The organism is Chromobacterium haemolyticum DSM 19808 (assembly GCF_000711885.1).
Classification (GTDB): domain Bacteria; phylum Pseudomonadota; class Gammaproteobacteria; order Burkholderiales; family Chromobacteriaceae; genus Chromobacterium; species Chromobacterium haemolyticum.
Genome location: NZ_KL543995.1, coordinates 27,134 through 49,003 on the forward strand (window position 1 = coordinate 27,134; position 21,870 = coordinate 49,003).

The window sequence follows — 21,870 nt, forward strand, 5'->3', positions numbered from 1 at the left end:
ATCTGTTGGCGACCTGCTGCGCGGCGGCTTCGAAGAATGAGGGTGGGGAAATTCGTTCATGTCTTTCAAGACACGCATGAGTCAAATCGCGTTGCTGCTGGCCGGTCTGGGCCTGGCGGCGGCGGCTACGGCCGGTTTGGGGCCAATCCGGGTGTTGTCCGCCGATGGAGAGCCTTTCCTGGCGGAGATCCCAGTGGTGGACGAGGAACCCTCCGACAATGTGCTGGTGGGCCTGGCCGACCGCAACCGCTATCCGCTTCTGTCCACTTACAGCAGTTCCGCCGGCAATCTGCAGTTTTCCATCGTCCGCAAGCCGGATGGCAGTGTTCAAAAAATCCAAGTGAAGGGCGCCGCCAGTTATCCGGAGCCGCTGTTGCGTTTCGCCGTGGATCTGAGTTGGCCGGCTGGCCGGCTGGTGCGCGAGTTCGAGGTGGATTACCGCCGCGACGGACCGCGCAACAAACCCGCGCCGGCGCGGGAGGAGGGCAAGAAGCCGCTGGCCGGCGTCGATGTCTCGCCGCGCTTGGATTCGCTGGGCCTGAGCGACGCCCGGCTGCGTTCCCGCCTGGGCGAACCCTTGCTGCTGGAACTGACCTTGCAGGGCAGCGCCTTGGAGCAGGCGGAGCCGCCGAGGCTGGCGTTGTTCGCGGTGGCGGCTCAGGGCGAGCCCAGCGCTCAGCAAGTGCGCTTGGTGGCTTCCATCGTGCCCCATATCGAGAAAGTGGCCAAAGGCCGCTTTAATGTGCAACTGCGCACCGAGCAGCCGGTAAGCGAGCCAATGTTGGCCTTCCGGTTGGAAGTGGCCGCAGGCAAGCTCAAGGCGCAGAAAAACTACTCGGTATTGCTGGACCCTCATTCGGCGGCCAAGCCGGTCCCCGCCGTCAAAACGCAGGGCTTGAAAGTGTACCGAGTGCTTAAGGGCGACACGTTGTCCGGCATCGCCAGCCGCGTGCGCGGCGGCGGCGAGGCGGGCGGGGTGGCGCAGCAACTGCTGCGGGACAATCCAGAGGCTTTCATCGCAGGCGATGCCAATCGCTTGCGCGCTGGAGCGGCCCTGGAGTACCCGGCCGAGTGGCAGTTGCGTGGCCAGGGCGTTGCCCGTGGCGCGGAGCCTAAGCGGCCGGCGACGTTGCCCGAGGCTCACGCGGTTCAGAAAAGCGCGCAGCCTGAAGGCAAGCTCCAAGAGCGCGCGCCGGAGCGCAAACCTTTGGAGCATAAGCCGGCGGAGTCCAAGCCACAGGAACACAAAGCCCAGGAGCAGGCTCCCAGAGAGGCTGCGCCGAAGGCTAAGCCCGTCATGCCGCCCCCGCCTGTTGCCAAGGAAGCGGCCAAGCCGGCCCCGGCTGCAGAGGCCGCGCGGCCTGCTGCCGCGCCGTCGCAGCAGGAGCGGAATTTGCAGCAGATGCTGCAGAGGCAGGATCAGGCGCTGCAGCAAGCCGAACAGCGCGCCAAGGCGCTGGAGCAGAAAATTCAGGATTACCAGCGCCAGCAGGCGGCGGTAAAGGCAGCTGTGCCGGCCCCGGCGGAAAGAGAGCCCGGCCCCGAGTCCGCGCCTGAACCCAAGCCAAAACCGGAACCCAAGATAGCAGCCGTCAGTTCGATGCCGGTCGCGGCGGCGTCCGCGCCGCAGGCGGCTAGGCCGGAACACGTAGGGAAGACCCAGGCGCCCGAACCCGCCGCGCCGCACGAGCCGCCCGCAGCCAAGCCCGCCGAAAGCCATGCTCCGCCAGCCACCGTGGCGGCCAATAGCTGGACGGATGAACTGGGCGCTCTCTTGTCCGATGAGTCTATGCGCTGGAAGCTGGGCGGCGCGGCGGCGGCTTTGGGTCTAGTCGCCTTGCTGCTGGCGCGACGCAAGCGCAGCGGCGATAAGGCCGAGCCCGCGGCGCCGGCCTTGAGCGGAACGGCGACGGGCGCTTCGATGCTGGGGCCGTTAACGACCTTGATGAGTTCTTTGAAGAAGGGCGATGGGATCGACCTGTCTTCGGTGGATCGGGTTGCCGAGGCAGACGTCTATCTGGCTTACGGTCGCGATGATCAGGCGTTGGAGATTTTGCGTGAAGGCCTGGCTCATGAGCCGATGCGACAAGATTTGCGCTACAAGCTACTGGAGGTGTTGTCCACCCAGCCGGACAAGCAGATGTTCATTGCCGAGGCCACCACGGCGAAGGGCGTGTTCGGCAAGGACAGCACCTTGTGGATGAGGGTGTGTGAGATTGGCCAGACCGTCGAGCCCGGCCATCCCTTGTTCGCGCAAACCACACTCGAGCCAAAGGCGGAGGCGCCGGCGCAGTCGCTTGCGGCCGCAGAGCCAGCCCCTGTTGCCGCACCCGCACCCGCACTCGCGACGCCCGTAGCGGCATCGCCTGCGCCGGCAGCTGCGGCGAGTCCTGATGAGGAGAAAATGGAACTAGCCAAGCTGTATCTGGAGATGGGCGACAAGGAAACTGCGGACGCTTTGATGAAGGAGGCCGGCCGCTGAGGCGTCCATCGCGCATTGCGAGTCACAGGGGCCGGCGCGCTTATCGCGAGCCGGCCCTTTCGTTTTACGTCGACGGCGTCTTATGCCGTGGTTGGCCGCTTTTCTCGCGTGTTCGCAGCAGACGTCATCGTTTGGTCGTGGCGCAAACCGGGCAGGATAAGGTAGAGTGAGTGCTTTATTGCTGAACGACGCGGTGCGCCGCGTCGGTGTTTGAAGAAGGTGTGGGCATGAGGATAGCGCTCGGCATCGAGTATGACGGTCGGGCGTTTTCCGGCTGGCAGACTCAGCCGCATGGCAATACGGTTCAGGACAGATTGAATCAGGCGATCGCGCAGATCGCCGGCGTGGCCGACATCGGCACCTTGGCCGCGGGCAGGACCGACGCCGGGGTGCATGCGGCCATGCAAGTGGTGCATTTCGACTGCTTGACGCAGCGGCCGCTGAATGCTTGGGTGCGCGGCGTCAACGCCTTGCTGCCGCCGGAAGTGGCGGTGGTGTGGGCGCGAGAGGTGCCGGAGGCGTTTCATGCTCGTTTTTCGGCGTTTTCCCGCAGTTACAGCTATTTCCTGCTGACTAGTCCGGTGCGGCCTTGTTTGCTGGCTGGCAAGATGGGCTGGTTTCATCAGGCGTTGGACGTTGAGGCGATGCGGGAAGCGGCCGCCCACTTGTTGGGGCGGCATGATTTTTCCAGCTTTCGAGCGTCCGAATGCCAGGCAAAATCGCCGCTCAAGGATTTGCAGCGCTTGGACATCAGCGAGCAAGACGGCCTGATCCGCTTCGATCTGCTGGCGGACGCTTTTCTGCACCATATGGTGCGCAATATCGTCGGGGCGCTGGTCTATGTCGGCAAGGGCGCTTTGCGCGCGGAGGACATGGCGGGGCTGCTGGCGGCGCGCGACCGCACCTTCGCGCCGCCCACCTTCATGCCGGATGGTCTGTATCTGACCGGCGTGGGTTATCCGGAAATATACGATTTGCCGTCGCAGGCGGACGCCGCGCGGCTGGCCTTGTGGAGATGAGAGTGGGCGGCACAACCCGAATCAAAATTTGCGGCATTACTCGGCCGGAAGACGGCGCGGAAGCCGCGCGCTTGGGCGCCGACGCCATCGGTCTGGTGTTCTACGCCAAGAGCCCGCGTCATGTCGGCATCGAGCAGGCGCGCGCTGTAATCGCGGCGCTGCCGCCCTTCGTCAGCGTGGTGGCTCTGTTCGTCAACCCGGAACCGGATTATGTGCGCGCAGTGTTGGCGGAGTGCGCAATCGACATGCTGCAGTTCCACGGGGAGGAAGACGCCGTTTTCTGCCGCTCCTTTCAGCGGCCTTATTTGAAAGCGGTGCGGGTGAAGCCAGGCATGGACCTGGCCGAAATCGCCGCGCAATACCCGGACGCGCGCGCGGTGCTGACAGACGCCTTCGTTGAAGGCGCGCACGGCGGCACCGGGGCCACCTTTGACTGGAGCTTGCTGCCGGAGGCCTTGCCCCTGCCGTTGATCCTGTCCGGGGGGCTGGACGAACACAATGTGGCGGCGGCGGTGGCGCAGGTGCGCCCGGCCGCGGTCGACGTCTCCAGCGGTGTGGAGGCGTCCAAGGGAATCAAAGATGCCGCCAGAATGGCGGCGTTCATATCAGGAGTTAGACATGGATCGTTATGACTTGCCGGACGCCCAGGGCCATTTTGGCCCGCATGGCGGCGTCTATGTCGCCGAAACCTTGATGGCGGCGCTGGACGAGCTGAAAAACGAGTACGCTCGCGTCAAGGCCGACCCGTCGTTCTGGGAAGAATTCCGCCATGAGCTCAAGCATTACGTTGGCCGCCCCAGCCCGGTCTACCACGCCAAGCGCTGGTCCGAGCAATTGGGCGGCGCGCAGATCTATTTGAAGCGCGAAGACCTGAACCACACAGGCGCGCACAAGATCAACAACGCCATTGGCCAGGCGCTGCTGGCGCGTCGCATGGGCAAGAAACGGGTGATCGCGGAAACCGGCGCCGGCCAGCACGGCGTGGCTTCCGCCACCGTGGCGGCGCGTTACGGCATGGAGTGCGTGGTGTATATGGGCGCGGAGGACATCAAGCGTCAATCGCCCAATGTGTTCCGCATGAAGCTGCTGGGCGCCACTGTGGTGCCGGTGGAGTCCGGCTCCAAGACGTTGAAGGACGCGCTGAACGAGGCCATGCGAGATTGGGTGACCAATGTCGACAGCACTTTCTACATCTTGGGCACCGCGGCTGGCCCGCATCCCTATCCGATGCTGGTGCGCGATTTCGTGTCGGTGATCGGCGAGGAGGCCAAAGTGCAGATGCCGGAAGTCATCGGTCGCCAGCCGGATGTGGTGGTGGCGTGCGTGGGCGGCGGCTCCAACGCCATCGGCATGTTCTATCCGTATATCGGCGTTGACGGCGTGCGCATGGTCGGCGTTGAGGCCGGCGGCCTGGGCTTGGCCTCCGGCAAGCACGCGGCGCCGATTTCCGGCGGCGCGCCGCTGGGCGTATTGCACGGCGCCAAGAGCTATCTGATGCAGGACGAGAACGGCCAGGTGGTGGAAACCCATTCGGTGTCCGCCGGCCTGGACTATCCGGGCGTGGGGCCTGAGCACAGCTATCTGAAGGACATCGGCCGCGCCGACTACGTGGCGATCAACGACGACGAGGCCTTGCGCGCCTTCCACGATTGCTGTCGTTTCGAGGGCATCATCCCGGCGCTGGAGTCTAGCCACGCGCTGGCCTGGGCCGCCAAGGAAGCGCCGAAGATGGGCAAGGACCAGGTGATCTTGGTCAATCTGTCCGGCCGCGGCGACAAAGACATCAACACCGTGGCCGGCCTCGCCGGCATCACCCTGTAAGGAGGCGCTATGTCACGTATCGCCCAATGTTTTGAAGCGCTGGCCGGCGGCAAGGCGCTGATTCCCTTCATCACCGCCGGCGATCCGTCGCCGCAGTTGACCGTGCAGCTGATGCACGGCTTGGTGGAGGGCGGCGCCGACATCATCGAGCTGGGGGTGCCGTTTTCCGACCCGATGGCCGACGGCCCGGTGATCCAGCGCGCCTCGGAGCGCGCGCTGGTCCACAAGGTGGGTTTGCGCCAGGTGTTGCAGATGGTGGCGGAATTTCGCCGCGACAACGACCATACCCCGGTGGTGCTGATGGGATATCTGAATCCCGTGTTCGCCATGGGCTACCAGGACTTCGCCGCCGCGGCCAAGGCCGCCGGCGTAGACGGCGTGTTGACCGTGGACAGTCCGCCGGAAGAATCCGCCGATCTGTCTGCGGCGCTGACCGCCAACGGCCTGGATCCGGTGTTCCTGATCGCGCCCACCACCCCGCCGCAACGTGTGGCGGAAATCGCCAAACTGGCGCGCGGATACGTCTATTATGTCTCTCTGAAGGGGGTGACCGGCGCCGGGCATCTGGACATTGACGACGTAGCGCGTAAAATTGCTGCCCTTAGAGAATATTTGACCGTACCGATCGGCGTCGGCTTTGGCATTCGCGACGGCGCGACCGCCAAGGCGATCTCCGCCGCCGCTGACGCGGTGGTGGTGGGCAGCCGCTTGGTGCAGGAAATTGAGGCGGCGACACCCGAAACCGCCAAAGAGCGGTTAACCCGTCTGGTGGCCGAACTGAAGGCTGCCATCCGATAGAACATTGCGGGGGCTTAGCCCCCGTTTTACTGTGCCCGCCGTTTGACGGCGGGTCCAAGAATCAAGGAGTCAGCATGAGCTGGTTGAATAAGCTCCTGCCGCCGAAGATCAAGCGCGACAACCGCGCCGATAAACCTTCCGCGGTACCGGAGGGGCTTTGGAGCAAGTGCCCGGAATGCGAGGCCGTGTTGTATTACACCGACCTGGAGAGCAATCTGCAGGTGTGTCCCAAGTGTAATCATCATCACCCGCTGACCGCGCGCGAACGTCTGAACCTGCTGCTGGACGAAGAGGGCCGGCGCGAGCTGGGTGAAGAGGTCAAGCCGGTGGATATCCTGAAGTTCAAGGATAGCAAGAAGTATCCGGACCGCTTGACCGCTGCCAAAAGCGACACTGGCGAGGACGACGCGCTGGTCGTCATGCAGGGCAGCATCGAATCGATGCCGGTGGTGGTGGCCGCGTTTGAATTCAAATTCATCGGCGGCTCCATGGGGTCGGTGGTGGGCGAGCGCTTCGTGCGCGGCGTGCGCGCCGCGGTGGAAGCCAAGGCGCCTTTCGTTTGCGTGGCCGCTTCCGGCGGAGCGCGGATGCAGGAAGGCCTGAATTCGCTGATGCAGATGGCCAAGACCAGCGCCGCCTTGCAGCTGCTGACCGACGCCAAATTGCCGTTCATCTCGGTGTTGACCGACCCGACCATGGGCGGCGTGTCCGCTTCTTTCGCCTTCCTGGGCGACGTGGTGTTGGCCGAGCCCAAGGCGCGCATCGGCTTTGCCGGCGCGCGCGTGATCGAGCAAACCGTGCGCGAAACCCTGCCGGAAGGCTTCCAGCGCGCAGAGTTCCTGCTGAGCAAGGGGGCGGTGGACATGGTGGTGGATCGTCGCGAACTGAAGCGCAAGCTGGCGGAGTTGAGCGCATTGCTGATGAAGGAGCCCGCTCCGGTCTAATCCGCAGCCAAACCGCATTGAAAAGCCGCCATCATCTGGCGGCTTTTTTATTTGGCGCGGCAGCCTTGCACCGCGCGATTGAATTGCGTCAGGAACTGCGGCGACTCGCGGGCGAGGAAGGCTTTGCCGAAGTAGACGCCGAAGGGCAGGCTTTGCGCCAGCTCGCTGCGCAGTTGTTCCTGCACGCCCATTTTGGCGATGAGCGCGTCCACCACGTAGGCATTGCCGAGAATGGCGTCAACACGGCGGTTCAGCAGCATTTTCACCAATTGCTCGCTGTTGGGCGGGGTGGAGGTGAGTTGATAGCCGTGTTCGCGCAGCCAGTCGTCCATATTGGAGCCGCTGAAGGCGGCGGTGCGCCCCTGGCGCTTGAAATCGCTGCTGGTCGGGGTCTGCGGGTTGTTCTTCAGCAGATACCAGCGTCGCTCATAAGGCAGGATGGGGGCGGACAGCACCGCGTAGCTGTCGCGTTCCGCCGACGGCGTGGCGGTGAAGAAGGCATCGGCTTGTTGGTGCTGCACCTGCCATTGCGCGCGGGGCCATGGCAGGAAGGAGATGAAGTAGGGACGTTGTAGCTGCTTGAGCGCGCACTGCACGATTTGCACCGCCAAGCCGTCGGGGGCGCCGTCTTCTTTGCTGAAGGACAGCGGAACTTGCTGATGGGTGTTGAGCCGGATGGGGGGCTCGGCCGCGGCGGCGCCGGCGATCAGCAGGCTGGCGAGCAGAACGCGACGTATGGGCGACGTGAATGCGGCGCGGCGGGGAGGGGCGCGCGGGGTTTTGCTTAAAAAATAGGCGGCAGTCATTTGTTTTTTGCAATCATGGAGTTGCCGGTTTTATCCACATGCTGTCACCAGATTTGCTCATTGGCAAGGTGGGAAAGTTCCCTGATTTTGCCTTTTTTATGAGCGTAAGCGGCAAGTGGCTAATTGCAAAAGTTTTTTTGGCGACGGATCGGGGTTATCCACAAAGTTATCCGGCGATTGCTGTGGAAAACCCCGGCCGTTGCCGCCGTTATTCCGCCTGTTCCAGCGCCTCAAGCTCGGCCTGGGCTTCCAGCCAAGCCTCCTCCACTTCCGCCAGGCGGGTCGCCACTTCCCCTTGGCGGCGCACAGCGTCGGCCAGCCGTTGCCGGTTGGCATCCTCATAGGCGTCGGCGGAGGCCATGAAGCCGTCCAGCTCCGCTTTCGCCGCGCTGAGTTGGTCCAGTTCCTTTTCCAGCTTGTTCAGCTTGTTCTGCAGCGGTTTGCGCAGTTGGGAGAGCCGTTGCCGCGCTTCCGCTTCTTGGCGCTTCTGTTCCTTGCGGTTCAGGCCCTGAGCGTCTCCGGAGGAGGGCTTGCCGGCGTCGGCCAGCAGGGTCAGCCGCCATTGGCGGTAATCCTCTAGGTCGCCGTCGAAGGGCTGCACCTTGCCGTGGCTGACCAGCCAGAAAATATCGGTAGTGGCTTCCAGCAAGCTGCGGTCATGGGACACCACGATCAGCGCTCCGCTGAAGTCCTGCAGCGCCATGGTCAGCGCGTGGCGCATTTCCAGGTCCAGGTGGTTGGTGGGTTCGTCCAACAGCAGCAAGTTGGGTTTTTGCCAGACTATCATCGCCAGCGCCAGCCGCGCCTTCTCGCCGCCCGACATCGGACCCACTGGATCGGTGGCGGCGTCGCCGCGGAAGTTGAAGCCGCCAAGGAAACTGCGCAGTTCCAGCTCGCGCGTGGTGGGCGCCAGCCTTTGCATGTGTTGCAGCGGCGTTTCGTCTTCGCGCAGGGTCTCCAGCGTGTGCTGGGCGAAGTAGCCAATCTTCAGGGTTTGGGCGTTGACGATCTCGCCGCGCAGCGGGGCGAGGTCGCCGGACAAGAGTTTGACCAGGGTGGATTTGCCGGCGCCGTTGACGCCGAGCAGGCCGATGCGCGCGCCGGCTTCCACCGATAGGTTCAGTCCGCTGAGTATGGTGGCGGAGCCGTAGCCGACATCGGCCTGTTCCAGCTTCAGCAATGGATTGGGCAGGTTGTCCGGGCTATCGAAGTGGAAGTCGAACGGCGAAGCCACGTGGGCGGGAGCGATGCGTTCCAGTTTTTCCAGCGCCTTGACCCGGCTCTGCGCCTGGCGCGCCTTGGAGGCCTTGGCCTTGAAGCGGTTGACGAAGGACTCCAGGTGGGCGATCTGGCGCTGCTGTTTCTCGTACTCGCCTTGTTGGCGAGCCATTTTTTCCGCGCGCATCACTTCGAACTGGCTGTAGTTGCCGGTGTACAGCGTCAAGTCCTGGTTGGCGACTTCAACGATGTGGTCACAGACGCTGTCCAGAAAGTCGCGGTCGTGGGAAATCATCAGCAGAGTGCCTGGATAGCCTTGCAGCCAATCCTCCAGCCAGAGCACGGTTTCCAGATCCAGATGGTTGGTGGGTTCATCCAGTAGCAGCAGGTCGGAGCGGCACATCAGCGCCTGCGCCAGGTTCAGGCGCATGCGCCAGCCGCCGGAGAAGCTGGCCACGGACCGTTGCTGAGCGTCGACATCGAAGCCCAGACCGGTCAGCAGTTTGCCGGCGCGCGCCGGCGCGGCGTAGGCGTCGATGCGCGCCAATTCTCCGTGCAGGTGGCCGATGGCGTTGCCGTCGTGGCGTTCTTCCGCGTCTTGCAGCTCCTGTTCCAGCTGGCGCAGCTCATGGTCGCCGTCCAGCACGTAGTCCAGCGCGGAGCGTTCCAGCGCGGGTGTTTCCTGCGCTACGTGAGCGATGGTCCAGTGAGGCGGCAGCAGCGCGTCTCCGCTGTCGGCGTGAAGTTCGCCCATCAGGAGCGCGAACAGGCTGGACTTGCCGGCGCCGTTGGCGCCGGTGAGGCCGGTCTTGTAGCCGGGGTTGAGGGTCAGGTTGGCGCCTAGCAGCAATTCTTTCAGGCCGCGGCGCAGGTTGAGGTTTTTGAGTTGAATCATAGGAGTCCGAAGCCGCGCCGGCGTTTGCGGCCGGCGCGGCGCATGGGGGTGGGTCAGGCCGGGGGCAGCGCGCTGAGATCCCAGCGCGGCTTGATCGAGTAGCTGCCGGGCGGCTGCGCGTGTTGCAACCGCATCGCGCCGGCGAAGGCGATCATCGCGCCGTTGTCGGTGCACAGCGCCAGCGGCGGATAGAACACTTCGAAGCGGCGGCGGCGAGCGGCTTCGTCCAGCGCGGCGCGCAGCTGCTTGTTGGCGCCGACGCCGCCGGCCACCACCAGCCGTTTCATGTCGCACTGCTTGAGCGCGGCCAGCGATTTCTTGGTCAGTACTTCGACGATGGCTTCCTGGAAGGCGCGGCAGATGTCTTTGCGCGTCTGCTCGTCGATGTGGCCGTCGGCGTCCGCCACTTGTTTGCTCAGCGTCAGCACCGCGGTTTTCAGGCCGGAGAAGCTCATGTCTAGGTCGCCGGAGTTCAGCATCGGCCGCGGCAGGGTGAAGCGGGCCGGATCGCCTTCCTCCGCCAGCCGGGATAGCAGCGGGCCGCCGGGGTAGGGCAGCCCCAGCAACTTGGCGGTTTTGTCGAAGGCTTCGCCGGCGGCGTCGTCCAGGGTTTCACCCAGGATTTGATAGTCGCCGACGCCGCGTACAGCCATCAGTTGGGTGTGGCCGCCGGAAACCAGCAAGGCCAGGAAGGGGAACGCCGGTTTGGGCTCGGCCAGCAGCGGCGACAGCAGGTGGCCCTCCAGGTGGTGGACGCCCAGCACCGGAATGTTCAGGCCGAAGGCCAGCGCGTTGGCCACGCTGGCTCCCACCAGCAGCGCGCCGCCCAGGCCGGGGCCTTGGGTATAGGCGATGGCGTCGAGGTCGGCCAGCGTTTTGCCGGCTTCGGCCAGGCAGGCTTCCGTCAGCGGAATGGCGCGGCGGATGTGGTCGCGGCTGGCCAATTCAGGCACCACGCCGCCGTATTCGGCGTGCATGGCCATCTGGGTGTGCAGTTGGTGGGCCAGCAGGCCGCCGTCTGTGTCGTACAACGCGACTCCGGTTTCGTCGCAGGAGGATTCAATACCAAGTACCAGCATGTTTGGGCGCAGCTCGGATATAGCGGGACAATCTTTCTATTTTACCGGTGAATCTTTGTTCGCCCAAATCCGGATGTTAGGCTAGGCCGTTTCGGGATTCCGACTACGAGGAGAAGCAAGGATGAAGGCCAGGCTGAAGTGGGTGGACGGCGTGTGTTTCCTGGGCGAGAGCGGCAGCGGCCATGCGGTGGTGATGGACGGCGCGCCGGAAGGCGGCGGAAGGAATTTGGGGCCGCGGCCCATGGAGTTGTTGTTATTGGGCACCGCCGGTTGCACCAGTTACGACGTGATTACTATTTTGAAGAAGGCGCGACAGCAAGTCAGTGATTGCTGGGTGGAGATCGATGCCGAACGCGCGGACGAGGAGCCCAAGGTGTTCACCCGCATTCATTTCCACTTTGTGGTGACTGGGCGCGATCTGAAGGCGGAGACGGTGGAGCGGGCGATCAAGTTGTCGGCTGAGAAGTACTGTTCCGCCTCTATCATGCTGGGCAAGACCGCTGACATCAGCCACGATTTCGAATTGCGCGACGCCTGATGACGCTGCCGGCGGCCGGCGGGCCGGCCAGCAGGTCCGCCGCCAGGCTCAGCGCTGTCTCATGGTCCGGGCGGTGGCGCAGCGGGTAGCCCCAGAACTTTTCGAAGCGCGGCGCGAACTCGTCAAGATAGCGCTGTTGCTCGGCTTGCGGAGCAATCACGATCGTGCCGCGTATCAATTGGCGGATCTGCAGCCGGTTGTCCTTGACCCACAGCGCCGCCATTTTGCGGATGATGCGCGCGTGCAGGTCCAGTTCGGTTGGCGCCGGTTCTTTGGCGATGAATACGAAGGGGCGTTGCTGGAGCAGCAGCTGGTCCAGGGTGGCGAAGATGTCGGTGGGCTGCTGCCCATCCGGGCGGCTGCGGTCCAGCCAGACGATGGGGAAGTCTTGAGCGTGGAATTGCATGGCTTTTTTGAAAATGATAATCAATATCATTATATCGTCAGCCACCTGACTTGTCATCTAGGTGGCGGTTGCGGCGCGGTCTTGAGATTCGCGCCGGCGGCCCCCATCTTTCCCGAGTCCCGCCACGGGAGCAACGCTTGGGTTGCCGGGCGTAAGCCGATACAATAGGCGGTTTTGCGCGGCTGCCGCTCCGGGGCCGCCATCGACGAAAAAGGCGCAGGGATGACTACCATCGTGGCGGTAAGAAAGGGCGATCAGATCGCGATCGCCGCCGACAGCCAGACCACTTTTGGCGACGACCAGAAGCTGTTGGCGGGCTATGACTGTTTCCACAACAAGATTTTCCAGCATGGGGACAGCTATTTGGCCATCTCCGGCTCGGCCGCCCACGATCTGGTGTTGCAAGGCGCGCTGAAAGAGTTGAAGAAAAAAGACCTGAGCAGCCGCCAGGGCATTTTCGAGACCTTCCGCAAATTGCATCCCAAGCTGAAGGACGGTTTCTACCTGCGTCCCGAAGAGGACGAGGAAGATCCGTACGAATCCAGTCAGATGATGGTGGTGATCGCCAACCGTCATGGGATTTTCGGGGTGTATCCGATGCGCGAGATTTACGAGTTCTCGCGCATCTGGGCGATAGGCTCCGGCCGCAAGTTCGCGATGGGCGCGATGTACGCGGTGTATGACCAAGCGCTCAGCGCGCGCGAAATCGCCGAAATCGGCGTGCGCGCAGGTTGCGAATTCGACGTCAGTTCTTCAATGCCAATGACGGTCTATACCGTAGAACTGGCGGCGGACAAGGAAAAGAAAGACATAGCATGAGCACACAAGACAGATTGCAACGATTTTTGTTTGACGGCGCGCCGGTGCGCGGCGCGCTGGTGAGGTTGGACGGCGCCTGGCAGCAGGTGCTGGCTCGCCGCAGCTACCCTCCTGCCTTGAAGAAGATTGTCGGCGAAATGATGGCGGCGGCCGAACTGATGGCCGCCAACCTCAAGTTCGACGGCGCGCTCATTCTGCAGCTTCACGGCGCCGGCGCCCTGAAACTGGCGGTGGTGGAGTGCAACAACGACCGCACTATCCGCGCCACCGCAAAGTGGGACGAAGGCATTTCCGACGGCGCGTCCATCCAGTCTTTGCTGGGAGCTCACGGACGCTTCGTGGTGACCTTGGAGCCGCGCGTGGACAAGGCGCAAACCTGGCAAGGCATCGTGGCGCTGGAGGGCGACAGCATAGGCGAAATGCTGGAGAACTACATGCTTCGCTCCGAGCAGCTGGAAACCCGGCTGATCCTGGCCTCCAGCGACGAAACCGCGGCCGGCATGCTGTTGCAGAAGCTGCCGGAAGGTCATGGAGATCCGGAAGGCTGGGAGCGCATTCAGATGCTGGGCGCCACTTTGAGGGCGGACGAGTTGCTGAGCTTGCCGGCCGAGGATGTCCTGCATCGTCTGTTCCATGAGGAAACGGTGCGGGTGTTCGATCAGGAAACGGTGAGTTTCGCCTGTAATTGCAGCCGGGAGCGCGTCGGCGACATGTTGAAGATGCTGGGCGGCCAGGAAGTGGGCGAGGTGCTGCTGGAGCAAGGCAGCGTGGAAATCGTCTGTGATTATTGCAATCAGCATTACGTTTACGACGAAGACGATGCCAACAAGTTGTTCGACTACGATGTGGTCGCTGCCGCGCGCGAGGCCAGGCACTGACGCATTATCGTTAGTTTGGCAACAAACTTTATTTTAAGCCGCATATGCGGCTTTTTTTACGCCCTTTTTTCGACTAAAAACAGGGTAAAAATACCAATGTTGTAATTATGGTTTAAATTGGAGATTTTATTTTAAACTAAATTTTCATGACGTTTGCTATTCGATATGATTTGACGTTCGCATTTCATTATTGATGCGACATTATCAATGTCTTGGATAGCGTCATGATAAAAACAGCTTCGCTCAGCAGCGTGCGCGCACTGAGTCTTTCCGTGATGGCCGCCGCCTTATTGGCCGGTTGCGTCAGCGATTCCGAAAAAACGGCAGTCAGCCAGCCGGCGCCGCAGGCCAATCTGCCGCAGGCCGGCCACTCTTCGCATTCTCCGGCTTTGTCGGAGAAACCATCCTATCCGCACGGCTTGCCGCCCGGCGCGCCGGCCGACGGCGCCGGTCCCGGCGCCAAGCCGCAAGGGCCAATGCAGCAGACCGGCGCGCGTCGCGCCAAGGAGGCCGCGGCTGTGCCGCGGTATGCCGACTGCGACGAAGCCAAGCTGGGACAATTGTCCGGCGCGGCCTTGGCGCGTTATGTCGCCAGCGTAGAGGGCACTTGCATGAACCGCCTGTTCCAGGCGGACGCCTTCAGCTACCGGGTGGTGTCGCCGGCGAATATGCGCGAAGTGGCGGCCGAGGCCCGCGCCCGCGCGCAAAGCTGGGACGGCAAGAGTGCCAACGGCCTGTGGCCGCTGGCGGTGTTCCTGAAAGCCGGCTATTTCACCCAGTACAGCCACGCTGGGGAAGTGGGAGATTACGGTCGTCCGGTGGACGAGCCGGTGATGCAGGTCGTGAGCGCGCTGGCGGAAAACCCGGCGCTGTGGAGCGAGCCGGTGCGCGACGGCAGCGGCGATCGCGACGCCTGGTATCTGGCGACCGATCTACGCCAGTCCGTGGCGGAAACCATGATCCTGGCGGATTCGGTGCGCAAGCAGGAATACGCTTTGCCTTTGTTGCAGCGCTTCTTCGGCCGCTACAACGCCGCGGTGAAGAACAACTGGGCGCGCATCGCGCTGCATCCGATGCAGACCACGCTGTTCAATATGCATTACACCGAGGGCTTCGCCGCCAAGGCGGGCGCCGGGCAACTGGATGCGCTGGCGACCAGCCTGGCAGGGCTGACCCGCGCCGGCCAGTCGGCCTTCGCCGATGAACAGATGTATCTGAACACCGTGCGCGAGACCGGCCGCTTCATGCAATACCCGCGTACCGCCAAACTGGCGGAGGACGCGGTGGCCGGCCTGTTGGGCGGCGAGAAGTTCGGGGCCTCGTGGGCGGAAGCGGTGTACGCGCTGAAGAAACTGGGCAAGGTGCCTTGCGAGCGCTACGGTATTTGCCAGGCGGAGCAGGAACTGAAAAACCATTTGTTCCCGCATAACTGGAGTTTCGACAACGGCAATCTGGTGTTCGAAACCCCGCTGGCGCTGGCCGAAGTGGAACCGCTGTACTACGCGATGAAGCAGGTGCAGGCGCAACTGGGTCGGGTCAGCGGCATCAGCCAGCCAGTGAGCGGCGACACCAACGCCAAGCTGCGCATGGTGATTTACGGCAGCAAGACCGCCTACCAGCGCTTCCAAGGCCTGCTCAATGAATTGTCCACCGACAACGGCGGCATTTACATCGAAAAAGACGGCACCTTCTACACCTTCCAGCGCGAAGTGCCGCGCGAGAGTTATCTGAGCCTGGAAGAACTGGTGCGCCACGAGTACGTGCACTATCTGTCCGGCCGCTTCATCCAGCCGGGGATGTGGGGCAGCTCCGAGTTCTACCGCGACGACCGCCGCATGGCTTGGTACGACGAGGGCTTTGCCGAATTCATGGCCTGGAGCACATCGCGCGACGGCATCAAGGTGCGCGGCCACGTGGTGGACGTAGTGGCCAATGGTTGGCCGCGAAGCTATCTGGAGCCATCCCGCATCATGCGTTCCAGCTATAGCGACGGTTGGGACTTCTACAGTCATTCCGCCTTGTGGTTCTACTATCTGAACCAGCAACAGCCGGGCCGCATCGCCGAGATCCTGGCTGCGCTGCGCGCAGACGACGTCAAGCGCTTCGACGCCTTGGTGGCGGAAATGGGTCGCGACGCCAGCCTGGCACAGGGCTTCCAAGACTATGTGGGCCGTCAGGTGGAGGCGCAGCGCGCCGGCCAGTTGGGCAACACCTCAACCGAGCTGGGTGTGGACTGGCTGAAGCAGGCGCAATGGCAGGCCGGCGACGTTGCTGTGATAGAAGGCGCGATGCGCCGCTATCTGCCGGTGGCGTGCCGAGTGTGGGCCGACGGCGAGCGCAGCGCTCTGCGTCGCTTCGAATGCGACGGCGTGCTGCCGCTTCGTTCCGGCACCGCCACGCTGGCGCGTCAGGAGTTGGACAAAACCTTGGACTCCGCCTTGCAGAACCTGCTGCGCGGCAGCGGCGTCAACAATATGATGGCGCTTAACTGCGCGGCTACCGACTACGACTTCAAAGCCAAGCGCGCCGCGCTGCGTTGCGAAGGTCCGCTGGGGCCGGCCGCGTCGCAGCCGTCGCAACCCGGCGGCGGCGACGCTCAGCTGGGCCTGGCCAAACTCAGCTATTCCAGCCCTGTGCGTTGTTTGCGCGGCCAGTTGCAAGGCGTGGGCGAGCCGGACGGCTATAGTCTGGTGAGCGGTCCCAAGTTAGGCCGCGCCATCATGGCCGACCACGGCGCGTTCAACTACCGGCGCGATCAGGACCAGCCGGGCGTGGCCGACCAGATCACCGTGCGCGTGCGCAAGGGCGCGCAAACGCGGGACGTGGTAGTGCAGTTGCTGGCGACGCCGGTGAATATGTCGGACGAGGAGTGCTGGGCTCGCGCCGGTTGAGGCGTGCTCAATGTCTGCTGCGCTTCGGCGGGCAAGTTAGACAGGCGCGTTGAAAACATCTTCAGAATGCTCATGTACTGTATGACCATTCCGCTTCTTCAGCTGTTTTCGCCTTGTCTCGCCTTTGCTCGCAAGACATTGGAAGGGTTCTGAGCTGTGAATGAAAAGAGCCGGGAGATTCCCGGCTCTTTTTGTTTTAGAGTGTTTGAACCTGGCCCAGGTCCGGCCGCTCCAACCACGCCATGAAGGCATCCCCTAAGCGTTGGCTCTCGGCGGTGGCTTGGCGCCAGAAACGCTGGCGTTGCTCGTCCCGGCCCAGGTAGCGGTGGAAGTCGTTGCGGTCCGGCAACTTGCCGCCGGGCAGCCGCGCCAGGTAATCGCGCGACGGCGAGATCAGCACGGTGTTGGCGTGGTGGGTCGGGTTGGGCCGGCGCCAGGGCAGGAATTTGTCGAACCAGCCGGGCACGATGCGCTCGGTGAAGTGAGGGTACAGCACGATGTCGTCGCCCTGGGCAAAGGGGAAGTCCAGGTGGTAGTCGGTCAGGCCGCCGTCTCGATAAGTGGCCGCCGGGGCGCCCGGCAGCTGCACGCCGCTGAGCACGCCGGGAATGGCGATGGTGCCCATCAGCGCGGCGTCCAGATTGTCCGCCCCCAAGGGCTGGCACAGCGTGGGAATGCCGTCCTCGGGCTTGAAGCGCAAGGCGCTGCGGGGGTCATGGCAGATCACTCGGCTGAAAGCGTGGCGCAGCAGGCCGCGCGACACGGTGTTGAGCGCGGCGCTCAGCGCCAGGCCGCCCAGCAGCGCGGCGCGCGCTTCGCTGGCGAGCAGACCGTGGGAACGCACCAGCAACAGGCTAAGCTGATAGTGCGGGTGGTCTATCAGCGCGCTGCGCGCCGCCGGCGGCAGTATCTCATCCAGCATCAGGCGGGTCTGGCGGGTGATGTCGGTCACGCTGGAGTCTGCCGTGTAGCTTTCTTCGGTATAACGCGCGGCCAGGCGCGCCAGCGCCTGGCTCGGTTCGGCTTGCATCGCGCAGGCGAATCGCCAGCCGCCGATGGAGGCGCCGACCAGTTCGCGCCGCCGCGGGTTGCGGTTCAGCCATTCGAACACCGCCTGATCCAGGCCGGTGATGCCTATCGCCTTGGGCCCGCCGGCGGCGCCGGGCAGGGTGGCCACGCTGGCGGCGGGCAATCCTTGGCGCGCCAGCAGCTTGCGGGCGTGCGCGCCGGCCTTGATCACGAGGGGCGAGTAGGGAATATGGATGGCGGGCATGGGCTTGTATTCTGGACTGGGGTTGGCCAGCGCGGGGCGGTTTTTGGTATCCTACTCGGTTTCGATATTCATTCGCATCGGGCGGCGCGGCCGCCTTCAGGAGCACTGTCATGATACCCGTAAGCCAACTGGCCGACTATCTGCGCGAGCAGAGCCTGGAACTGGATCGCACCGAGCTGCAGATCGCGGTGTTGACCCTGTCCGCGGTGTTGAACGCGGACAAGCCGGCGGCGCGGCAGGATCTGTATCGTTACCAGGTGCCCAAACTGAGCGAGGATGGCAGTTGTTCTTTGTTCGAAGAACTGGCCGACGAGCCTTATGATCTGGCGCCGCTGTTCGGCGGCGAAAGTCCGGAAGCCACGGCTGCCTTGCGCAATCTGCACGCGCTGGTGGAGTCGGTAAACCATAAGGTGGGCGCGGACTGGCTGGGCGTATATCGGAAGATCGGCAAAGGCCAGCAGGCCAAGCTGGTCAAGCTGGCCTACCAGGGCGTGCCCAGCCGCGCCGAGTTTCCTTTGACCGAGGCCTTCGCCGAGTACAGCAACAACAGCCGGGTGGGGCTGACCGGCTGGGCGGTGTTGATCGAAGACGTCAAAGCCTGGCGCGCCGAGGGCGGCGGCTATTACGAGTGCGATCCCAAGGTGATGAGCGAGGTGTGCCTGCCGGTGCTGGGGCCGGACGATAATGTGCTGGGCATTCTGGATGCCGAGGCGTCCAGCGCCGGCTTCTTCACGCCGGAGCGGCTGGTGTGGCTGGCAGCGCTCGCCATCGTGTTGGCCGAGCCCTTCGCCGCCTTGCCTTTAGCGCTTGAAAATCCGGAAGCCGACCACAGTTAATAAAGATTATTGCGCGCGGATTCAGGCGTGCTTATCAGGTTTAGCGGAGAAATAATGTCATTGCCTGCTGTCGAGCTCAGCGCGGATGAGCCGAGAATGGAATATGTCGCCAGTTGCAAGCTGCCCACCCCTTGGGGTGAGTTCACCATGCATGGTTTTGAGGAAGTGGGCGGCCGCGAGCACGTTGCGCTGACCCTGGGCACGATAGACGACGGCGAGCCGGTGTTGTCGCGCTTGCATTCGGAATGCCTGACCGGCGACGCCTTGTTTTCGCTGCGCTGCGATTGCGGTTTCCAACTGGAGGCGGCCTTGTCCGCCATCGCCGCCGAAGGCCGCGGCGCGCTGCTGTATCTGCGTCAGGAAGGCCGCGGCATCGGCCTGATCAACAAGATCCGCGCCTACCAGCTTCAGGACGGCGGCGCCGACACCGTGGAAGCCAACGAGCGGCTGGGCTTCCCCGCCGACATGCGCGATTTCCGCATCGCCCGGCACATGCTGGAGCAGTTGGGCGTGTCCCGGGTGCGGGTGATGACCAATAATCCGCGCAAGATCGAAACCCTGCGCACCGCCGGTATCGATGTGGTGGAGCGGGTGCCGCTGGAGGTGGGGCGCAATCCGCACAACGACCGCTATCTGGACACCAAGGCCAGCAAGCTGGGTCATATGTTGTTCAAGTGAACGGCAGGGTCTCAGCGGCGCAAACAGGATGTGAACGAACGGGAGCCGATGGCTCCCGTTTTTCATGCCAGCGCCGCGGTCAGTTCCGGCCAGCGGGCGGCCAGCTCGTCCGCCTCCAGCGCGGCGGGGAGGGCCAGGCGTCGGCGCGCGGCGGCGATCTCATAGTCAATGCCGTGGCAATCGGCGCCCAGCAGTCGGACGCCGGCGGGAAGCTCGGTATTTTGTTCCAGCAACTCCGCTTCTTGCTCCGGCTTCAGCGCCGGGCCGTCAAGCCACTGCTCTGCCTCCAGCCAGCCCATGCGGCCGAAGCCTTCGATATAGCGCAGCCGTCGCGGCTCCAGCCGGTAGAAGGTGAAATCCAGTTGTAGCCAGTTTTCGGCCTCCGGCTGGTAGCGCAGGTGGCGGGCCAGCTCCAGCGGGGTGGGCTGGAAGGGTTCCATATCGCCCAGCAGGGTCAGGCGCGCGCCGCTCTGACTGGACTCCGCCGCCGGGTCCAGCAGCGCGATGCTGCAGCGCGGGTCGGCCCGCAGGTTTTTGCAGTGTTCGGCCAGCGCGCTGAGACAGAGCGTGGGCCGGTGGCGGGCGTCGGGCACGCAGGGTATCGGCGTGGCGTAGGGGTAGCCGTCCAGTTGAGTGCTGTGAGTGGCCAGGCTGGCTTGGGTGCAACGGTGAAGTAGATGGATGGCGGCTGAGGGCGGGATTTTCATGTTTGGTTTCCGGCGCGAAGTGGGCTCATCTTAGCCGGCGATGGGGCCAGGCGCAAAAAAGCCCCGGCGGACCGGGGCTCAAGGCGAGAGAGTGTTGCGCTTAAAACCCAGGGGTCCTGGCGATGAAGGCGTTCAGGTTGGCGATGTTCAAGCTGCCCCAGCCGGTGGTGTAGTCCCAGCCCTTGGCGGCGCTGTAGGCGCCGTTGCTGCCGCTGGTGACGTCGTGGTACAGCGAGGGGTTGGCCTTGAAGTATTTGTAAATCGACGGCGCCGGCGAGTGGATGTTGTTGCCGTTGGCCGATTCGATCCGCGCCCAGAAGCCGGTGAACAGCGGCGCCGCCAGGCTGGTGCCACCGATCTGCGAGGTGCTGCCGTTGACCAGCACCAGCGCGCCGCTGTTGGGGTCGGCGTCGAAGGAGACGTCGGGCACGCCGCGCTTGGTTTTGGAAATGGTCAGCACGCCGGCGCTGGTCTGCCAAGCGGGAGCGCTCTCGGTATAGCTGGGGCCGCCGCCGCCGCCGTTCCAGGTGGTTTCCGACAGATAGCCGGTTTTACCGCTGGTGGACAGCGTGGTGCCGCCCACTGCGATCACGTAGGGCGATACCGCCGGGTAGCTCTGGCGCGCGGTGCGGCCGCCGCACTCGTAGGAGCCGGAGTCGCCGGTGGACACCGAGAAGGTTTGGCCTTGGGCCACCGCCGCCTGGAAGATCTGATCGGCGCTGGCCGTCATGCCGTCGCTCTGGGCGCTGGTTTCGCATTCGCCCAGCGACACGTTGATCACCTTGGCCGTGCCGTCGCTGACCGCGGCGTTGAAGGCGGCGGTGATGTCGGCATTGGTCATCGACGGCGCAACGTAGAAGTTCATCTGTTGAACCGCGCCGCCGGCTGCGGCGAGGATGTCCTGGCTGTCCAGGTTCCATTCCTCGGTGCCGGAGGTGTCGCTGGTGGGCGTGCCGCTATTGATCACCGAGGTGGCCACCGTGCCGTAGCCGGCGCTGCTGGCGAAGTCCTGCAGATCGCTCAGCGTCTGGGTCAGGTCGCCCTCGGCGATGATGCCGACCGTGGTGTTGCTGGCCGGGGGCAAGCTGTTCGCATTGTAGATGGACGGGAAGTCGGTGGGGGAGTGACCGCTGACGCTGGCGGTCTTGAAGGCCTGCGGCGTGGGGTGGCGCAGCGCGGTGTGGAACTGGTGAACGTTTTGCAGGCCGTGCACGGCCAGCACGATGTCTGCCAGCTGGCTGGGCACCTGAGCGTTGGCGACATTGGCGAAGGCTTGGCGACCGTTGATGTTGTAGCGGTGCAGCGAGGTCTGGAAGCCGGCCTTGACGGTGGCGGCGCTGCCGTCTGCGGTGATCAGCAGGCGGTTGGGCGCCACTTTGATGTTGCGAAAGCCGTTGGCCTGCAAATGCTTGACCACGGTCTGTGCCTGCGCCTCTGTGGGCGAGAAACGGTCCAGGAACTCGGCCTTGCTTAAGTAGTGCTTGCTGCCGCCTTGCAGGATGCTCTGTGTGAGCGTGTCCAGTTGCGCTTTGTTGCGCACTTTCAAAGCCACCGCGATGTGCACGCTCTGGCCGGCGGCGACTTCGCCGCTGTCCTGTGCTTGCGGGATCAGCGATTGGACCGGATGGGCCAGGGTGTTGGTGGATTGCCAGTTGAGGGTTGTTGCTTGCGCCGCGATGCTGAAGAAGGCGGCGGACACCAGTGCGGCAGTGTATTGCTTGGCAAACATTCACTTCTCCTCTGAAGAAGTACCGCGCGGGCCTGCTGTTTGGCATGGCCCTT

19 protein-coding genes are annotated in these 21,870 nt (G+C 63.7%); 12 read left to right on the top strand and 7 right to left on the bottom strand.

The window, feature by feature from the left end; translation table 11 throughout:
- Positions 1–58 precede the first annotated feature (58 nt).
- From BR71_RS19835 to accD, 6 genes are all read left to right on the top strand, one after another.
- Positions 59–2,482, top strand: coding sequence for a type IV pilus assembly protein FimV (locus BR71_RS19835; RefSeq protein ID WP_043641513.1), 2,424 nt, complete (start codon positions 59–61; stop codon positions 2,480–2,482).
- Between the two features lie 227 nt (positions 2,483–2,709).
- Positions 2,710–3,501: a tRNA pseudouridine(38-40) synthase TruA gene (gene truA, locus BR71_RS19840; protein ID WP_043641515.1), complete on the top strand. Its 792-nt coding sequence runs from the start codon at positions 2,710–2,712 to the stop codon at positions 3,499–3,501.
- A gap of 2 nt (positions 3,502–3,503) precedes the next feature.
- Positions 3,504–4,133 carry a phosphoribosylanthranilate isomerase gene (locus BR71_RS19845; RefSeq protein ID WP_244269672.1) on the top strand — a complete coding sequence of 210 codons (630 nt, stop codon included), beginning with the start codon at positions 3,504–3,506 and terminating at the stop codon, positions 4,131–4,133.
- Positions 4,120–5,322, top strand: a complete 1,203-nt coding sequence (trpB, locus tag BR71_RS19850; RefSeq protein ID WP_019102616.1) for a tryptophan synthase subunit beta — start codon at positions 4,120–4,122, stop codon at positions 5,320–5,322. Before BR71_RS19845 ends, trpB begins: the two co-directional genes overlap by 14 nt.
- A 9-nt stretch (positions 5,323–5,331) precedes the next feature.
- Positions 5,332–6,120, top strand: a complete 789-nt coding sequence (gene trpA, locus BR71_RS19855) for a tryptophan synthase subunit alpha (protein ID WP_043592104.1) — start codon at positions 5,332–5,334, stop codon at positions 6,118–6,120.
- 74 nt (positions 6,121–6,194) lie between these two features.
- Positions 6,195–7,064 carry an acetyl-CoA carboxylase, carboxyltransferase subunit beta gene (gene accD, locus BR71_RS19860; protein WP_019102618.1) on the top strand — a complete coding sequence of 290 codons (870 nt, stop codon included), beginning with the start codon at positions 6,195–6,197 and terminating at the stop codon, positions 7,062–7,064.
- Positions 7,065–7,111: 47 nt separating this feature from the next.
- On the opposite strand, the gene BR71_RS19865 is transcribed toward accD, so the two are convergent.
- The 3 genes from BR71_RS19865 to tsaD form a co-directional block, all read right to left on the bottom strand.
- Entirely contained in the window at positions 7,112–7,870 is a 759-nt protein-coding gene (locus BR71_RS19865) for a substrate-binding periplasmic protein (protein ID WP_043641517.1), read from the bottom strand.
- Positions 7,871–8,078: 208 nt separating this feature from the next.
- A complete protein-coding gene (locus BR71_RS19870; RefSeq protein WP_043641519.1) occupies positions 8,079–9,983 on the bottom strand; it encodes an ATP-binding cassette domain-containing protein in 1,905 nt (634 codons plus the stop codon).
- A gap of 53 nt (positions 9,984–10,036) precedes the next feature.
- Positions 10,037–11,062 (bottom strand): tRNA (adenosine(37)-N6)-threonylcarbamoyltransferase complex transferase subunit TsaD, encoded by a 1,026-nt coding sequence (tsaD, locus tag BR71_RS19875; RefSeq protein ID WP_043641520.1) that lies wholly within the window; start codon positions 11,060–11,062, stop codon positions 10,037–10,039.
- A gap of 121 nt (positions 11,063–11,183) precedes the next feature.
- On the opposite strand from tsaD, the gene BR71_RS19880 reads away from it, so the two are divergent.
- Positions 11,184–11,600 (top strand): OsmC family protein, encoded by a 417-nt coding sequence (locus tag BR71_RS19880; protein WP_043641523.1) that lies wholly within the window; start codon positions 11,184–11,186, stop codon positions 11,598–11,600.
- On the opposite strand, the gene BR71_RS23170 is transcribed toward BR71_RS19880, so the two are convergent.
- On the bottom strand, positions 11,569–12,006 hold the full coding sequence (locus tag BR71_RS23170; RefSeq protein WP_162788105.1) for a hypothetical protein: 438 nt from the start codon (positions 12,004–12,006) through the stop codon (positions 11,569–11,571). The genes BR71_RS19880 and BR71_RS23170 overlap by 32 nt on opposite strands.
- A gap of 222 nt (positions 12,007–12,228) precedes the next feature.
- On the opposite strand from BR71_RS23170, the gene BR71_RS19890 reads away from it, so the two are divergent.
- The 3 genes from BR71_RS19890 to BR71_RS23175 all read left to right on the top strand — a co-directional run bounded on the left by BR71_RS19890 (position 12,229) and on the right by BR71_RS23175 (position 16,594).
- Entirely contained in the window at positions 12,229–12,825 is a 597-nt protein-coding gene (locus BR71_RS19890) for an Ntn hydrolase family protein (protein ID WP_019102624.1), read from the top strand.
- Positions 12,822–13,703 (top strand): Hsp33 family molecular chaperone HslO, encoded by an 882-nt coding sequence (gene hslO / locus BR71_RS19895; protein WP_039755589.1) that lies wholly within the window; start codon positions 12,822–12,824, stop codon positions 13,701–13,703. The genes BR71_RS19890 and hslO overlap by 4 nt, the downstream gene beginning before the upstream one ends.
- A 224-nt stretch (positions 13,704–13,927) precedes the next feature.
- Complete coding sequence (locus tag BR71_RS23175) at positions 13,928–16,594, top strand: collagenase (protein WP_052370905.1); 2,667 nt, start codon at positions 13,928–13,930, stop codon at positions 16,592–16,594.
- A 196-nt stretch (positions 16,595–16,790) separates the two neighbouring features.
- Here BR71_RS23175 and BR71_RS19905 read toward each other — a convergent pair whose 3' ends face one another.
- Complete coding sequence (locus BR71_RS19905) at positions 16,791–17,867, bottom strand: hypothetical protein (RefSeq protein WP_043592109.1); 1,077 nt, start codon at positions 17,865–17,867, stop codon at positions 16,791–16,793.
- Between the two features lie 110 nt (positions 17,868–17,977).
- On the opposite strand from BR71_RS19905, the gene BR71_RS19910 reads away from it, so the two are divergent.
- Together BR71_RS19910 and ribA are read left to right on the top strand one after the other, a co-directional pair.
- The gene (locus tag BR71_RS19910) at positions 17,978–18,703 is read left to right on the top strand and encodes a GAF domain-containing protein (protein ID WP_043641525.1); all 726 of its coding nucleotides are present in this window, start codon (positions 17,978–17,980) and stop codon (positions 18,701–18,703) included.
- Positions 18,704–18,799: 96 nt separating this feature from the next.
- Positions 18,800–19,381 (top strand): GTP cyclohydrolase II, encoded by a 582-nt coding sequence (gene ribA / locus BR71_RS19915; RefSeq protein ID WP_019104318.1) that lies wholly within the window; start codon positions 18,800–18,802, stop codon positions 19,379–19,381.
- Positions 19,382–19,443: 62 nt separating this feature from the next.
- Here ribA and BR71_RS19920 read toward each other — a convergent pair whose 3' ends face one another.
- Positions 19,444–20,088, bottom strand: a complete 645-nt coding sequence (locus tag BR71_RS19920) for a HugZ family pyridoxamine 5'-phosphate oxidase (protein ID WP_043641526.1) — start codon at positions 20,086–20,088, stop codon at positions 19,444–19,446.
- 100 nt (positions 20,089–20,188) lie between these two features.
- Positions 20,189–21,817, bottom strand: coding sequence for a S53 family peptidase (locus BR71_RS19925; protein ID WP_043641527.1), 1,629 nt, complete (start codon positions 21,815–21,817; stop codon positions 20,189–20,191).
- Between the last annotated feature and the right edge of the window lie 53 nt (positions 21,818–21,870).